Source organism: Rhodococcus sp. DN22, assembly GCF_036669995.1.
Classification (GTDB): Bacteria; Actinomycetota; Actinomycetes; order Mycobacteriales; family Mycobacteriaceae; genus Rhodococcus_F; species Rhodococcus_F erythropolis.
In genome coordinates this window covers 6,481,153-6,497,336 of the sequence record NZ_CP133326.1, presented here as the reverse complement: position 1 = coordinate 6,497,336, position 16,184 = coordinate 6,481,153, and the positions used below count along the sequence as shown (strand labels likewise).

General features: G+C 64.0%; 12 protein-coding genes. 2 read left to right on the top strand and 10 right to left on the bottom strand.

The features are described from left to right. Nucleotides 1-81: 81 nt before the first annotated feature. On the bottom strand, nt 82-1,293 hold the full coding sequence (nox, locus tag RA302_RS29970) for a 4,4'-dithiodibutanoate disulfide reductase (RefSeq protein WP_030537492.1): 1,212 nt from the start codon (nt 1,291-1,293) through the stop codon (nt 82-84). Nucleotides 1,294-1,391: 98 nt separating this feature from the next. On the opposite strand from nox, the gene RA302_RS29965 reads away from it, so the two are divergent. Next, nucleotides 1,392-1,958: a TetR/AcrR family transcriptional regulator gene (locus tag RA302_RS29965; protein WP_030537491.1), complete on the top strand. Its 567-nt coding sequence runs from the start codon at nt 1,392-1,394 to the stop codon at nt 1,956-1,958. Between the two features lie 9 nt (nt 1,959-1,967). Here RA302_RS29965 and RA302_RS29960 read toward each other — a convergent pair whose 3' ends face one another. From RA302_RS29960 to RA302_RS29940, 5 genes are read right to left on the bottom strand one after another with little or no spacing between them, the layout of a single operon-like run. After that, nucleotides 1,968-2,684, bottom strand: coding sequence for a hypothetical protein (locus tag RA302_RS29960; RefSeq protein ID WP_030537490.1), 717 nt, complete (start codon nt 2,682-2,684; stop codon nt 1,968-1,970). 53 nt (nt 2,685-2,737) lie between these two features. Then, nucleotides 2,738-3,364 (bottom strand): RNA polymerase sigma factor SigM, encoded by a 627-nt coding sequence (gene sigM / locus RA302_RS29955; RefSeq protein ID WP_030537489.1) that lies wholly within the window; start codon nt 3,362-3,364, stop codon nt 2,738-2,740. 47 nt (nt 3,365-3,411) lie between these two features. After that, complete coding sequence (locus RA302_RS29950; RefSeq protein WP_030537488.1) at nt 3,412-7,431, bottom strand: lipid II flippase MurJ; 4,020 nt, start codon at nt 7,429-7,431, stop codon at nt 3,412-3,414. Next, nucleotides 7,428-9,782, bottom strand: coding sequence for a DUF6049 family protein (locus tag RA302_RS29945; protein WP_030537487.1), 2,355 nt, complete (start codon nt 9,780-9,782; stop codon nt 7,428-7,430). Before RA302_RS29945 ends, RA302_RS29950 begins: the two co-directional genes overlap by 4 nt. After that, complete coding sequence (locus RA302_RS29940) at nt 9,779-10,270, bottom strand: NUDIX hydrolase (protein WP_007729122.1); 492 nt, start codon at nt 10,268-10,270, stop codon at nt 9,779-9,781. Before RA302_RS29940 ends, RA302_RS29945 begins: the two co-directional genes overlap by 4 nt. A gap of 192 nt (nt 10,271-10,462) precedes the next feature. On the opposite strand from RA302_RS29940, the gene RA302_RS29935 reads away from it, so the two are divergent. Then, nucleotides 10,463-11,914 carry a CCA tRNA nucleotidyltransferase gene (locus RA302_RS29935; RefSeq protein WP_003942535.1) on the top strand — a complete coding sequence of 484 codons (1,452 nt, stop codon included), beginning with the start codon at nt 10,463-10,465 and terminating at the stop codon, nt 11,912-11,914. On the opposite strand, the gene RA302_RS29930 is transcribed toward RA302_RS29935, so the two are convergent. The 4 genes from RA302_RS29930 to RA302_RS29915 all read right to left on the bottom strand — a co-directional run bounded on the left by RA302_RS29930 (nt 11,898) and on the right by RA302_RS29915 (nt 16,127). Beyond that, complete coding sequence (locus RA302_RS29930) at nt 11,898-13,205, bottom strand: MFS transporter (protein WP_007729119.1); 1,308 nt, start codon at nt 13,203-13,205, stop codon at nt 11,898-11,900. The two genes, RA302_RS29935 and RA302_RS29930, sit on opposite strands and share 17 nt — an antisense overlap. A 23-nt stretch (nt 13,206-13,228) precedes the next feature. Continuing rightward, the gene (locus RA302_RS29925) at nt 13,229-14,866 is read right to left on the bottom strand and encodes an acyl-CoA dehydrogenase family protein (RefSeq protein WP_030537485.1); all 1,638 of its coding nucleotides are present in this window, start codon (nt 14,864-14,866) and stop codon (nt 13,229-13,231) included. Beyond that, on the bottom strand, nt 14,850-15,473 hold the full coding sequence (locus tag RA302_RS29920) for a TetR/AcrR family transcriptional regulator (RefSeq protein WP_030537484.1): 624 nt from the start codon (nt 15,471-15,473) through the stop codon (nt 14,850-14,852). Before RA302_RS29920 ends, RA302_RS29925 begins: the two co-directional genes overlap by 17 nt. Nucleotides 15,474-15,560: 87 nt before the next feature. Beyond that, on the bottom strand, nt 15,561-16,127 hold the full coding sequence (locus tag RA302_RS29915; protein ID WP_030537483.1) for a TetR/AcrR family transcriptional regulator: 567 nt from the start codon (nt 16,125-16,127) through the stop codon (nt 15,561-15,563). Nucleotides 16,128-16,184: the final 57 nt, after the last annotated feature.

Below are 16,184 nucleotides of genomic sequence, written 5' to 3'. Positions count from 1 at the left end.
CCGATCAACACCAGGATAAGGGGTGTTGTTCCCGCACTCGGCTGGAAAGTGGCTCACAGCCGGCAGCTCACAGCGCGGGACTCACTGGGCGGGGCGCGGTGCCTCCCGAACCACCAGCGCGTCCCGAACCACACAGCGCGTGCCGGTGTAGATGGTGGGCATGCACTTGTTGCAGTGGATACACAACCCCTCGTCGACGCTCTCGGCTTGGAATTTGTTGACCAGTTGTGGGTCCCTGAGGAGCGCACGCGCCATGGCGACGAATTCGAATCCTTCATCCAGTGCGTGCTCGATGGTGTCGACGCGGTTGATGCCGCCGAGCAGGATCAGTGGCATCCTCAGCGCCTGTCGGAACTGACGGGCGAAGGGCAGGAAGAAGCCCTCCTCGAACGGGTACGTCGGAAAGAGTTTGGGACCGTAGAACTTCAGCCCGTACCCGACGAGTTTGGGTTGGGAGGCGACAAACTCAGCCAGTGGGACCTCGCCGCGGAAGAAGTACATTCCGTTGAGAAGTGAACTGCCACCGGTCAATTGCATCGCGTCGAGGTGGCCGTCGGCTTCGAGGATCTGGGCGATCGGCAGGCTCTGGTCGAGCCACAGACCTTTCGGCACCCCATCGGACATGTTGAATTTCGCGGTGACCGCCACGCTGGATCCAGCGGCGCGTCGCACCGCTTCGACGACTCGACGCGGATACTCGGCGCGCTTGGCGACGCTGCCACCGTATCGATCGTGGCGCTTGTTCAGATTGGGGCTCATGAACGAACTGAGGAGGTAGTTGTGGCCGAGATGGACCTCGATGGCGTCGAATCCTGCGCCCACGGCGACGCGAGCGGTCCGTTCGAAGTCGGAGACGACACCGTCGAGTTCGGCGAGTGTCGCGCCCTTGACGAGGCCCATCGCGGGCGGACTCAGCCGGGTCGACGGCGCCAGAGTCTTCGTCTTGTTGGAGAGCGTGTTGGCGACCAGTCCCGCGTGGCCGATCTGCGCCGCAGCAAGTGCGCCTTCGGCGTGGACGGCGTCGGTCAGTCTGCGTAGTCCCGGCAGCGCGCGCTCGTCCATGACAAGGGTGTCGCGGTGGACTCGTCCACCTGGTGAGACGGCGCAGTAGGCGACAGTGGTCATCGCGGCCCCGCCGCGGGCCACCTCGGCGTGGAAGTTGATCAGATCGTCCGAGACCGCTCCCCGGGGCATGACGCCCTCGAAAGTTGCAGCTTTGACGATGCGGTTGCGCAAGGTCAGAGGGCCGAGACGTGCGGGTTCGAATATCGACGGTGTGGGCGCTGTGGTCATTTTCAACTTCCTGCGGCGGCCTGATCTTTACGATGCCAGTGGACTCGTAACTACGACGATATAGCGCCTTCTCCCAATCTGTCCGACAATTCGACACGATGAATGCCACAGGATCAGGTCGCCCACGAGACCCACGCATCGACGACACAGTCCTCGAGGTCACCCGAGCGATGCTCCTCGAGGTCGGTTGGGATCAACTCAGTCTCCGGGCGATCGCGGCACGGGCAGGGGTCAGCCGAGCCTCGATGTCGCGGCGATGGCCGTCGAAGGCACATCTTGTTCTCGGGTCGATCCTGGGGGCGACACCGGACCTGACACCGTTCGAGGGCACCGATCGCGACGGCTGGATCCGTTGGGTGGTGGAGGGAAGTGCTCAGCTCTTCTCCCGTCCCGAGGTTCGCGCCGCGTCGCCAGGATTGCTGGCGGCCCTGCGCGACCACGACGACCTGCGCAACGAATTGTGGCGCGGGTTCAGTGGACCGAGTACCCAACTGTTCCTACAGAACGCCGAAGATCCTGAATCGGCACTGCTCGATGCCAAGGCCGTGCTGGTATTGGCGGCCGGGGCAGCGATGTTTTCGAGTCTGATAGCGGTCGAGGATGATACGGACGCATTGCGTGGGAGAATCCTCGAGCTCTTACTCCCGGCGGCAACACCGCGCTGACCGTCGACGTCAGCCGATGTTCTTGACCGACAACGTATTCGGATTCCCGTCGCTGCAGTTGATGCCAACAGTCAGAGCCGTGATCTGACGCGGCTGCGATCCCGTGAAGAGTAGGACTATCGCCGGCGCCCCGTCGATGCGAATCTCGCCGGAACCGAGCAAAGGCCGGCCCTCGTCGATGCCGTTGGCGCGTAGGCATCCGGCAAGTTTGGATGGATCATCCAGTGGTCCAAGGTTTTTGGATCCGATGAGTGAGAGAAGGGACACCGAATCCGGATCGTCGACAGCAGACGTCGCTGGTGTGCTCGGTTGAGCGACAACGCTTTCGGCAGGCTCGGAATCTCGGGTTCCGACCACAACGATCACGAAGGCCACCAACACGGCTGCTGCGGCACCGAGCACCCAGGCTTGTGGGCGTCGCCGGAACGGCACGACGGTAGTCTGTGCTGGCGGCTCGACCTGGCTGGACTGTAGATCCAGTGCCGAATTGATTCGCTCGGCAAGCGAATTCGGAATCCGTTCGTGAGAGGCCTCGCGCGAGTTCAGTGTCGCGAGTGATGCCGTGACGCTGTCGAGAGTAGTGACAAATGCATGGGCGTCGGGGTCTGCGTGCACCAGCGGCCACAGGGCTGCACTGGTTTCGGGATCGAGAACCCCGGCGTGAAGATCCGCTAGTAGGTCTTCCGAATACGGAGGCGACGGAACACGAACAGACGGATCTGTCATGAACCCTCCCTCGGCAGTCGGTGTGGACGCTTACAAGATAGGACGCGTCCGGTTCACGAATGGTTCCCGCCTTCGCGAAAGTCTTCCAACTGGGTGGCGAGGCGCTTACGCGCGCGGGCGCAGCGACTCTTCACGGTCCCTACGGGTACTCCCAACCTCTCGGCGGCCTCGGCCACCGGATACCCCTCGACATCGACGGCGACGACGGCAGCACGCTGCTCAGGCGGCAGCGATGCCAGTGCCTGTTCGACGGTCAGGCTCATGTCCACTGTCGCCGCATAGTCGCGGTGATCGCGGGGTTCCTCCGCGTTCTCCGAAGACAGAGAGAACGCCGCCCGTGATTTGTTGCGTCGGATCCGGTCGAGGCAGGCATTGACCACGATGGTGTGGAGCCAACTACGCACCGCCGCGTCGCCGCGGAACTTCGCCGCCTTGCGATGCGCGGACAGCAGACCCTCCTGGAGCGCGTCGGCCGCGTCCTCGTCCGAGTAGCTCGTACGCCGGGCAACGTGCCATAGATGATCCTGATGCCTGGTCAGTAGTTCACGGAACGCATGCCGATCGCCCTCGACATGAGCAGTCAACAATTCGAAATCCGTCGCCTCGAGATTCTTGTTCTCGAAACTTCTGGATTCGAATTTTCCGGCTCCGCCCCCGGTGCCCCCCCGATAACTGTGCACGGGCGGATATTAGCCCAGTCGGTAGGTTTCAGAAGGGCCAAGGGCGATCACTTTGCAGCAGTGAATGCAATCTCCGAGATGGATGTCTGGTTTTGTCCGGATTCGGTGCTGAGCTGCGTAATCCAAACCAGGACATACTGACCCGAGCCGTCCGACGTGACTGGAATGTCGGTCACGCCGTTCTTCAGGACACCCGATCCGATTTCCTTGGTCTGATCCAGCGAAGTATTCGCAGAAGGGGCAGAACGGATTTCAACGACGGTTCCCGGCGAATCAGACGTGATCGCAACGTTCTTCAGGTTGGCGGCATCGGCAAGCGTCACCATCAGGCCGACACCGTTCTTCAGCGACGGGAACGGCTGGAAGTACGAATCCGACGACCATGCGGTGGCCGGATTGCCGTCGATGGCGTTCTTCGCTGTTGCCGGCTGATCCGGCGTTCCCTGGGGTGAGAACACCGTTACGGCCGAGGAAGCTACCGGAACGGTTGCTGCCGCCGGTGCGGGCGCCGGTGAATTGTTCTCGGGCGCAGTGGCTTCGGTGGTCAGTCCGAAACTCTGCTCGCTGAGCGGGGTGTCGTTACTGCCACCCGAGAGGAAGCTCGCTACCCACACCACAAGGAGAATCAGGACGATCACGGTGAAGACACCGAGCGCCGTCAGTGCCGCGAGCATCCGCGTCGACTTCTTCTTCTCGGCCTCGATGGCTTCGGGGTCGTTCAGTGCATGACCCGACGCACCCTGTTCGCGGTGGCCGAGACGAAGTGCCGGAATCATTTCCGTCTTGTCGTTGACGACGGACGCCTGATCGAGGATGTGCTGCACGGTGGCAGCAGTGCGGATTCCACTCTCCGACTGCAACGCTCGAACTGCAACGGCCGAGATGTCGAACGGAACCTCCGGACGGACGACGCGAGGCTCGACGATGTTCCCGTCGGCGCCGCGGCCGGCGGGAAGCAAACCACCGACGGGACCGGCGGACGGTTCGGCCAGCGGCCAGCGAGCCGTGATGAGCGAGTACAGCATGGCGCCGAGGCCGCGGACGTCGCTGGTGGAATCGGCGTCGGCAAGCGTCGCCGGGAACGCCAGTACGGCGTCACCGTTGATGCTGATGCGAACGCGGTCCGGGTGATCGATGGACAGCGCACCGCCGGTGCGGTGAGCAGCTTCGGCAGCCGCCGCGAGGGCGCGAATGGCGCGGGCTGCACCGATCGGCGACGGCGTCGTCTCGGCCATCTCACGCAGCGAACGGCCGGGAGTCCATTCGGCGACGACGATGCCGCCCGAGCTTCCGCGGACGACGTCGAGGACGCGAGCCAGACCGGGCGAGTTGATTCGTCCCAGGCGCAGAGTGCGTGAGAGAACTGCCTGCGGTCCGGACTGGCTGTCGTCGTCACCGCGCTGATCGGCGTCGACGAACGTCAGGGCTACTTCACGGTCGAGCTTGACGTCGAGAGCTTCCCAGAACTGCAGTCCGCGGGTTCCGCCGTGCGGCGCGAGCAGACGGTAGCGTCCGCCGGCGACAGATGCGCCCGGGATGAGCTTCGGTCCACGGGGCATCGGTCGCTGGGCCGGTCGTGATGCGGATCCGGCGGCAGGTGTGCGAGGTGCAGTGGGCGGTGTCTGAGCGGCAGCCGTCTTCTGAGATTCGGGTGCCTTCTTGTCCGGAGCAGGCGTCTTCGGCGCGGGTGTCTTCGAGACAGGTGCTGAAGGTGTCTTCGACACGGGCGCCGAAGGTGTCTTGGACACACTGACCGGAGGTACCGGCGGAGCGGCCTTCTGCACCGGCGGCTGCGGCTTCTGACCCTGCGGGCTTTGGCCCTGCTGCGGTCGCTGTGCGGGCTGCTGTGGCTTCTGACCCTGCTGTGGCTTCTGGCCGGAAGATGCGGAGGAACTCGTGGATGCAGGTGTGCCCGACGATGCCGTTGACTTCTGTTCGGACGCTTTCACGGCAGAAGTCCCGGCACTCTTGTTGCCGGAAACGTTGTCGTCGCTCACCCTCGCTCCTTCTCCATCGATAGCCCGTCCCCGAATACGCGCGGGTTGCGATCCTGTACGCCCATGACCAGGGTACGGGAGCGCACCCGGTCGTTCTTGCTCGTTTGATTCCGTTCTGATTGCAGGAATCAGCTCGGTGACGTCGTCGTCGGTGTTGTTACGTGTGTCCGGTTCGGCGCGACCTGTCAGTGAACGAATCTTGCGGGAGACCGCAACCGTTACCGACAGGACTTCCGGAACCTTCTTGAAGTAGAGAATCGTGAAGGTGATCGCGAGCATCAGGATGCCGCCGACGGCGACACGAACCATCGAGCCGGGTCCGCCGAAACGCTCGGTGAGTTGATCGAATCCGAGGACGCGGTCGACCGCGAGCATGGTCAGCGAACCGGCCAGCGAGGCGAGTACGACGGACCAGACTGTCTTGCCCACGTTGGCCATCTGCAGGTTTCCGAGGCTGCGGTGCAGGAGGTACCCGCCGATGACGGCGCCGGTGATGTATCCGAGACCGTTGGCCGCACCGAGCAGGATCACGACCTGATCGCTGTTGGATGCGAAGACCGGAGCGAGCGCCGAGAAAGCGATTTTCACTGCAGTGATGCCGAGAACGATCCACGTCGGCGTCCAGGCCTGTTCGCGGGCGTAGAACACTCGAAGTTGGATCAGGACCAGCGCGTACGGAATCAACGTGAATGCCGACCAGCTCACGGCGGTGCCGAGTCGTTCGGCCTGTTCGGGTCCGAAGCGGCCGTAACCGTAGAGTGCTTCACCGACCTGCGGGCCCATGAAGGTCAGGAACATGATGATCGGAACCAGCGTGATCATGGTCAGACGCGTTGCGACCGACAGATCGTCCACGACGGCCGGGGTGTCGTCGGCAGCAGCGTTGCGGCTCAGGCGCGGCATGATCGCCGTCAGAACCGTCACTCCGAGCACGCCGTACGGGAGCTGCAGGAGCAACCAGGCCTGGCTGTAGATGGCAGGGCCGGCTTCGTCGGCGTGGGAGGAGATCTTGGTCGCGAAGATCATGCCCATCTGGCTGATCAGGACGTACAAGACGATGGCGACGGCCATGCCGCCGAACTGGCGCAGGCGGTCGTCGAGACCCCACAGCGGCTTGAGCGAGATCTTCTCGCGGCGAAGCGCGGGGATCAGGCTGGCTGCCTGCACGATGACGCCGATGGTGATGCCGATGCCGAGGGTGAGCAGCTTTGCATCGCCCATCGAGACCGGATCAAGCGAGATCTCACCCGGAGTCAGGCGATAGACCACGAGCACCACGAGGACGACGACATTGTTGAGTACGGGAGCCCAGGCTCCGGGCTTGAAGATCTGTCTGGTGTTCAGAAACGCTGTGAACAGCGCCGACAGCCCGTAGAACAGGATTGCCGGCAGAAGCAGATACGACAGCGCCGTGGTCAGGTCGGTGCTGACCTTGCCGTCTTCGGACAGGAAGACGTATTTGGTGAGTACGGGTGCTGCCAGGGTCGCGAGCAGCGCGGCCATGCCGAGTAGAACGAGCGACGCCGTGAAGAGGCGTCGGACAAACGCTTCGCCGTGATCGGCGTCCTCCCGCTCGGCGCGAACCAGCACGGGGACGACGATGGCGGTCAGCACGGCGCCCAGAACCAGTTCCGCGATCATGTTCGGAATCTGGCTGGCGACGGTGAACGAGCTGGCGATGGCGGGGCCGAGGACCATCAGGATCATCAACTGCTTGGCGAATCCCGTGATGCGGCTCGTCAGCGTCGCGATCGCGATGGAACCCGTTGCCGCGAGGAGTCGAGAGTTCGTCTCCTTGCGTTCCCCGACCTGGACATGGGCGTCGGTGTCGAACTCGTCCGACGTGGTCGTCGCCCGGTCGGCAAACTCCATCTCGGCTTCGCGGTACCGGGGGTAGTCGCGGATCACCGGGATGGTCATGGTGGGTGCGTCGTCGAAACGTGCGTCCGGGTTGACCGGCTGGATCGGGTAACCGCGCTCCCACGGTGGCATCCGAGGATGCGAGCGGGTCGTGGCACTCTTGCGGGTGATCGCCGAGCGGCGACCCTCCTCGGGTGGATTCCCGGTCATGAGCGTTCGTACCCTTCATCTGCTGGGTCCGGCTGACCCTTGAATCGATGCCACAGCCGTCGCCCTGCCAGGAACAGCAGCAACCCTCCCGCTGTCGCCGTCACGGCGGCCAGGGGACGACCGTACGCATTCGACCGTACGGTCACGCTGGTCGGCGTACCCAATTGGCGGCCATCTGTCGTGGTCAGCGAGAAGTTGACTTCCAGCTTGCGAGAATCGTTCATTTCCGCGGGCACAGTCAACTGTCGGCTACCTCGCGGCGGAAGCTGTTTGGGACCGATGTCACTGATCTGCATCTCGGGTGGGGCTTCCACACGCAGGTCGACGTTGATGGCGATGGGCAGCTCGTTGCGCGCCACCAGCAGGAGCGGACTCTGCCCCGACGCGAGGGTGTAGACGCCGCCCGGAGACACCACACTGACGGCCCGGTACATCCCGTCGACGGCTTCGGTGACGTTGTCGGCGCGGATGGTCGCGGCCCGCTCCGCCCGATTGACCGACGCGGAGTCGACGTTGCGGCGATCGGCCAAGGTCATCGAACGGAGTAGATCTTCGCGGAGCGGCGCCGTGAATCCCCGGGGGGTGAGCGAAGCCGCCGGATCGTCCACGAGCGAAGCTTCGAGCCCGTCGATACGCGGAAGTTGGGTGGTTGCGGTCTCGACGACGGACGTTTGCGGACCGTCCTGGGTAGCCCGGTCCGGGTAGTCGAGAGTGGCGGCGTCCGTCGCGCCCGGTTGCCTGCCGAGCAGTGCCGGCAGGGCCTGAGGTGAGGCGAGCCCGGACCGGATGAGGGTCGCGAGCATCGAGAGCACCGCCGTGGCGTCGTTGCTGTCGGCGGTCCACAGTTGCGGCGGCGCGAAGATCTGATTGCGCGGCAGCGACGTCGGCGTCAGCGCGGCCCAGGCCATCGCCCCCAGCGCGTCCTGACGCCGGGCGCTGCGCGATTCGATGTCGATGGTCGGCGCGGTGTCGTCGGGGATGTACGACGGGACCTGCGGCTCCGAGCCGGTGGCGGCCAGCGCCGCTGCCGCCGAGGTGTCGAAGGCAAGCGCGTCGAGTGAGCCGGTTATCCGCGACGACAGCTGCGGAGCTGCCGAGTCGACGGAAGTGTCAGCCACCATCGCTGTGGTGGGATTCACGCTCAGCACCTCTGCGGTGGCCGAGTCGAGGACACCCGAATCCGGCCAGACGAAATCTCGCAGTGAGGTCACGCCGAGGATGTTGTCGACGATGTCCGCCGGCCGTGTGAGCGCGGTAGCCGTCAACTCCGGATTGGCCACCGAGGTGACCGCGGCGAGATCGGACTGCGCGAACGGAACCGCCGTCGTGCACATCGAGGACGCGAGCGTCTTCACCCGGCCGAGCCACTGGTTGGCGGCGTCGCTGCCGCGGCCTTCGTGCGACGGTCCGGTGGGGTCGGACGAGTTGTCGGCCACGAGGTATCCGCGAGTCATGTTCTCGACGGTGATCAGAAGGTCGGGGTCGATTGCCAGGCAGAGCGCATCCGTGACGCGGCGATCGGTATCGCTCTCGGGCTTGGTGGCGTTCTCCACCGCATCGACCAACGCGTCCAGACGGCCGCCGTCGGAAAGTTCGGTGGCAAGTTCGTCGTCGATCAGGCGCACGGGCTCGTTGACCGCGCCCGGGATTCCGCCGACGAGTCGTGGCGCGTCGGCCAGCGGCCACATGAGCGTGACGCCGATCGGGGCGGATGTGTCGGGGGGAACGACTGCCGTCGCCGACGAACTGGGTGTTCCGGATGTGGCGTTCGATTCGGCCGCGGCCGGCACACCGAGCACTGGGAGCAGGAAGCGTGCGTCGTCGAGTCGGGCGGCCCCGCCGTATTCCGGGGTGCCGTTCACGTTGACGAGCATCGGGTAGACGCCCGGTCCGGTGATGTCGAGAGACAACCCGGTCGTGCTCCGGAGCGGCAAGGTGAGTGTGAACTGCTTGGACTGGCCGGTGTCGAGGGTGGTGGCAACGGTGTCGAATTCGCCGACCGTGTCGAAAACAGCCTGGTCGAAATCGAGTGCTGCGCGCACGTCGGAACTGGAGTCGATCGCGGGAGCGCGTTGCAGCCTCACTCCGACGTCCTCGACGGGACGGTCACCGACGTTCTTCACCGTGCCCTTGACCACGACGTTGCGGTCGCTGGTTGTCGTCACGGTGGTCGGTGCGGTGGAGTCGATGGTCAGCTGCAGAAATTTGGCATCGTTGGTGTTTCGCGCCGGGGCGCGCTCACTGGGCTGGCTGGACGGCGCTGCCCATGCGACGGCCGTCGTTGCAGGCCCGAAACCGACAGCGGCCATCACCAGAGCGGCCACACCGGCCCGCCGCAGTGCCATTCTCATCCGGCGTCCGGTTCCTTCGGGCGCTGTTCTTGCCGTATTTCCGTTCGCGGCATCTCGGCGATCATCTGGGACGCGAGTTCTGCGAGTTTGCGCTCGTCGGCGTATGCGAGGCGCGAGTGCAATTCCGTCAGCGGCACCCAGGCGACTTCGGTGACCTCGATGTCCTCGTCGGAGAGTTCACCGCCGAGAAAGCGGAGGAGATAGTGGTGCACGGTCTTGTGGACGCGTCGACCTTCGGTCACGAACCAGTAGTCGATGCTGCCCAGCGGTGCCAGGACGGTTCCCTGGATACCGGTTTCTTCTTCGACCTCACGCATCGCGGTCTGCTCGGCGGTCTCACCTTGTTCGATATGGCCCTTCGGTAGCGACCAGAGCAGGCGTCCGCGGCGGTCGGTTCGGCCGATCAGTGCAGCGCAGAGACGTTCCGGGGGTCCTCCCCAGCCGTCGACGACCAAGCCGCCCGCAGAAGTTTCACGGACGGTTCGCATCAAAGGTTTATCGGGGTTGCCGACGGCAGGTCGACGCCGCGGGTTGCGGCGACTCCTGTTTGTTCGTTCGGCACCAGACACCTCATCGATACTAGTTGGCGTTGCAGCGTTGCCCGGTAACCCGCGCAAAGCGGTCTATCGCGTTCGTATGCGCGTTCTGCTATTTGCGCACCTTAAGTAAGCTCCTTTCACGTGACTGTCCCTACCTCCGACGCTGATCGCCGCCTACGACTGCTTGCCGACGCCACTGCAACGCTCGGCACGTTGTCCGACGTGTTGAACCCGCTCGGTGAGCGTTTTGCTGCGGCCGGTCACGAGCTGTTCCTGGTGGGTGGCAGTGTTCGCGACGCGATCCTCGGCCGCTTCAGTGGCGATCTGGACTTCACGACGGACGCCAGGCCGGAGAAGGTTCAGGCTCTGCTCAAGGGCTGGGTGGACAAGCAGTGGGACACGGGCATCGAGTTCGGGACCATCAGCGCCATCAAGCACGGCCAGGAGATCGAGATCACGACCTTCCGGGCCGACGCTTACGATCGCGTCTCTCGTAATCCGATAGTCGAGTACGGCACGACGTTGGCCGACGATCTGGTGCGCCGCGATTTCACCGTCAACGCGATGGCGATGAAGATCGGCGCGGACGGTTCCTACACGTTTGTCGATCCGCTGAACGGCATGGACGCCCTGTTGGCCGGAGAGCTAGATACGCCGTCGGCGCCGGAAAACTCGTTCAACGACGATCCGCTGCGGATGCTGCGCGCAGCCCGGTTCGTCTCGCAGCTTGGTTTCACGTTGAACAATCGCGTTTTCGAGGCCATCAAGGAGATGGCGTCGCAGATCGAGCGGATCACCGCCGAGCGTGTGCAGGTCGAGCTGAACAAACTGATGCTGGGCATGTACCCGGTGGACGGCATCAACATGATGGTCGACTCCGGACTGGCTGCATACGTGCTGCCCGAGGTTCCGCAGATGAAGCTCGAGATCGACGAGCATCACCAGCACAAGGACGTCTACCAGCACTCCCTCACGGTGCTCCAGCAGGCGATCGATCTCGAAGAAGGCGATCCGGACCTTGTATTGCGTTGGGCAGCACTGCTTCACGACATCGGAAAGCCGGATACCAAGCGTAACGAGCCTGGCGGTGGGGTCAGCTTCCACCACCACGAGGTGGTCGGCGCCAAGTTGGTGCGCAAGCGCATGCGGGCACTGAAGTTCTCGAAGCAGATGGTCGACGACGTCTCACAGCTCGTGTTCCTGCACTTGCGTTTTCACGGCTACGGCAAGGGACAGTGGACCGACTCGGCGGTGCGGCGGTACGTCACCGACGCGGGCGAGCTGCTCCCCCGCTTGCACAAGCTCGTGCGGGCCGACTGCACCACACGCAACAAGCGTCGCGCCGCGCAGCTGCAGGCCACGTACGACGACATCGAAGAGCGGATCGCGCGTATCGCGGAGCAGGAAGACCTCGCTCGGGTGCGTCCGGACCTCGACGGCAACGCCATCATGGAGCTGCTGAACATCCCGGCCGGCCCACAGGTGGGCAAGGCATGGACGTTCCTCAAGGAACTACGTCTGGATCGCGGCCCGCTCGAGCGTGACGAGGCCGAGGCCGAACTGCTGAAGTGGTGGGCTACCCAGCAGGGCTAGTTTCTCGTTTCTTGCGGTTGATCAGCACCGCTGACAATCCGGCGGCATAGACACCCGCACCGGCAACGGCCAGGCCGACGCTCTTGCCGTCGGGTGCGATCACCGTCGACGCTGCCGCGATCGCACCGATGAACGCGACGTTGAACACGGTGTCCTGCAGGGCGAATACCTGACCACGACGGTCGTCGTCGATGTCGATCTGCATGGCCGCGTCGCCGCTGAGTTTCACGGACTGGCCGGCGATGCCGAGCAGGAAAGCGGCAATCAGCAGCGACCCCTGAGTCAGCGTGGTCACGAAGACGAGCTGGACGAGAACCGCGCACACCAGGGCGTAGGTGATCGTCCGTGAGCGACCGATCCGCGGGATGAGGAACGGTGTGATCAATGCCGCGATCAGCATTCCGATTGCCGTGGCGCCGACGGCGACACCGAATCCGGCCATCCCTCCGGGTAATTGGGAGCCGTTCGAGGTGTCGCGTAGGACCAGCACCATGATGAGGGTGTTGATGCCGAAGCAGATGCGGTGCGCTCCGATTCCGATCATCGCCGTGGTGACGCCGGGCGCCTCCCAGACAGCGGTTGCCCCGGTGCGCAGTCCGGCCGTCACCGAACGGACGGCACTGGCGCGGACCACTTCGTCGGCGACCGGACCAAGTGAGCGGGCCGTGAACCTGGCCGCGGCGAGGGCCGCGATCACCGATCCCAGTGCTGCGATGGCCACGGCGGCGCCTGACGCTCGATCCCCCGCGCCGATCATGCCGATGATCGCCACCGCTGCCGAAGCACCAAGAGCGGCTACCACCGAACCAGCCGTTGTGAGAACGGAATTGGTTGCCACCAGCCACGATTGTCGGACGACCTTCGGCAGGGCTGCGGATACGCCTGCCCCGACGAAGCGACTGACTCCGATTGCAGCAAGCGCACAGGTCAACAACAGAGTGTCACCGCCGCCGGCGACCAGCAGCACCGCAGTGGTCAGGATGAAGAGCCCGCGGAGCACGCTCGCCCACAGGAGCACCAGGCGGCGGTCCCAACGATCCAGCAGAGCGCCGGCAAAGGGGCCGATCACCGAATAAGGAAGGAGCAGTACGGCAAAGCCGGCCGCTATCGCCACCGGATCGGTTTCGCGTTCCGGGTTGAAGAGGATTGCGCCGCCGAGCGCGGCCTGGAACATTCCGTCGCCGAACTGGCTGGAAAAGCGGACGAGCGCCAGCCTTCCGAGGCCGGGTGATTCACGCAGGGTGTGCAGTACGCGCTGCCAGGCCTCGCGGCGGTTCGAGGCTCGGTTCATAAGCGGAAACTGTAGTGGGTGGGTCAGGCGCCGATCTTGACGGTGGCCCGCTCGAGGATCGGCGCGACGTCGACGCCCCTCGGCAGCGTTCCGAACACACTCCCCCAGCTGTTTCCGAGCCGACTCGCGCAGAACGCGTCGGCCACCGCGGGGTGCCCGTAGCGGAGCAACAGCGAGGCCTGCAGAGCGAGCGCCATGTCGCCGACGATCTTTCGTGCCCGGTATTCGATGTCGTCGAAATCGCCGAATGCCACCTGGAGATCCCGCACGGCCTGATCGAAGTGGCCGTCCACTCCACTGGCTCGTTTCAGCTCGTCGAAGAACACCTGCAGTGTTTCGGGTTGCTTGGCCATCGCCCGCAGTGTGTCGAGCGCCGCGACGTTGCCGGAACCCTCCCACACCGAAAGCAGCGGAGCCTCGCGATAGAGGCGCGGCATCCGGGATTCCTCCACGTATCCGTTTCCGCCCAGACACTCGAGTGCCTCGGCAGCGTGGATCGGTCCGCGCTTGCAGACGAAATACTTACTCACAGCCAACGAAATGCGTCGTAGTGCGCTGGCGTGGGCATCGCCTGCGGTTGCGCGGTCGGTCAGAGCGGCCAGCCACATCGCGACGGTGGTCGACGCTTCCGATTCCACCGCCAGATCTGCCAGAACGTTTCGCATCAAGGGTTGGTCGATCAGGTTGGCGCCGAAAGCACTTCGATGCGTCGCGTGGTGAACTGCCTGCATGGTGCCGACGCGCATGCCGGTGGCCGTGCCGATCGTGCAGTCCAACCGGGTCATGTTGACCATCTCGATGATGGTGCGCACGCCCCGGCCTTCTTCGCCGACCATCCACGCGAGAGCGTCGAGGTACTCGACCTCACTACTCGCGTTGGAATGATTGCCCAACTTGTCCTTCAAGCGTTGCAGGTACATGTTGTTGAGCGAGCCGTCCGGCAGGACCCGAGGCAGGAAGAAGCACGACAGACCACCCGGTGCCTGGGCGAGGACGAGGAACACGTCCGACATCGGCGCGGAGGTGAACCACTTGTGGCCCGTCAGCAGGTAGCTGCCGTCGGATTGTGGCACTGCCCTTGTGGTTCCGGCACGAACATCCGAACCGCCCTGTTTTTCCGTCATCGACATACCGGCGATCAATCCGGGTTTGGTGAGGGGAGCTTTCAGCGCCGAATCGTAGTGCCGCGTGGTCAGGAGGGGTTCGTACTGCGCGGCCAGATCCGCGTTGTGCCGCAGCGCGGGGATCACGGCGTACGTCATGGAGATGGGACAGCCGTGACCGGCGTCGGTTTGACCCCACACGGCCATCTTCGCGGCGCGGACGAGGTGTGCGTGTGGATTCGGGTCAACCCACGGAGCGCCGTGCAGTCCCAATTCCACTGCGGTGCTCATGAGTTGGTGATAGGCGGGGTCGTAGCGGACCTCGTCGATACGGTTGCCGTAGCGGTCGTGGGTTCTCAGGACGGGTGGGTGCTCCTCGGCCAGATCGCCCCACTCCTGGGCCTGCGCGCTTCCGGCGCGGATCCCTACTCGATGAACCTCTTCGAGTGCATCCGATGCGCCTTCACGGTGGAGTGCCTCGAGGATCGGCGCGTATTCGGCTGCGTCGTAATCGATCAGGGGCGGAACCTGATTGGTGACTTCATGCGTGGGTGTCATCGAAGCTCCCTAACGATCGAAGGGTGAAGGCGAGAATGGCGTCGATCGCAGCGGGATCGGTGGTGCCGCCGCGCAGTGGAAGGATCAGGGCCTCGCCGATTGCCCCGACGATGCACGCTGCCGTCAGAGTGGCGTCCTGTGGCGGTATCTCACCGGATTCGACTGCTGAGCGAATTGCGGTGGCCAGGCAATCGCGGAACGATTCGCGAAACATCAACCGCTGTTCGTCGACGAGAGGATCTACCGGTTCCACCAGCAGTGCATAGGCGAGAACCGGTGCACGCATGGCACGTTCGGCGAAGGTCCGAACCGACGCCGATACCGCGGAGCGGTGATTGCCTGCCAGGCTTCGGGCATTGTCTCCGGCGTCCCGAGCTGCGGATACCTCACGGCTGCAGACTGATTGGAACACTTCGGCGAACAATTCGCCCTTGCCGTCGAAATGTCGATACAGCGTCCCGGTGCCGACGCCGGCGTTCTTGGCCACCGCGGCGATGGAACATCCCGCATAGCCGTGGGTTGCCACTGCCGTCGTGGCGGCCTCGAGCAGTCGGGCGCGTTGGGCGTCCAATCTTTCCTGTACTGCCGGAGTGCGGCGATAGGCCATGTGAAGAAGTGAACACCCGTTCCGTTCTTGCGTCAAGAGCTGACTGGAGCAGAACGGCGACATGACTACTGGAGCATCGTTGAACTTTTACACGCAAACCCCGTGGGTGAGCATTTCGATCAGCCCGTCGGCCGCCTTTCGAAACGGTTCTTCGGATTGGGCAGCACGAGCGAGGACGTAAGCACCTTGCCGCACTGCGAGAATGGTGGTGGCGAGAGCTTCGATGTTCGCATCGGGACGGATTTCACCGTTGCTGCGCCCGTCTTCGAGTGTGGATGCGATGTTCTGTTGAATCCACACGAACATGGTCTGGATCGGTGCTCGCAACTCGTCGTTGGATGCGACCTCGGAGTCTTGGACCAATCTCCCGAGCCGACACCCGCGGAGGACGTGTTCGTCGATCGTGAGGAAGGCAGCGATCTTGTCGACGGTCGTCTCGCCGGAGCTGAGTCGTTCGGTGATTTGCGCTTGTAGTTCGCGCCCCATGAGATGCTCTGCGGCCACCGCCAGGTCCGCTTTCCCCTGGAAGTGGTGGTACATGCTGCCTTGCCCGACGTCAGCCATTTTCTGCACGGCACGTGGGCTCGTTCCGGAGTAGCCACGCTCCCACAACAGTTCTTGCATGCTTGCGATCAGCCGTTCCGCGCTACCCATACAGACATTGTACCTATGGGTATGTACAGTCTCTGTGAAAGCTGTTGTACTTGCAGG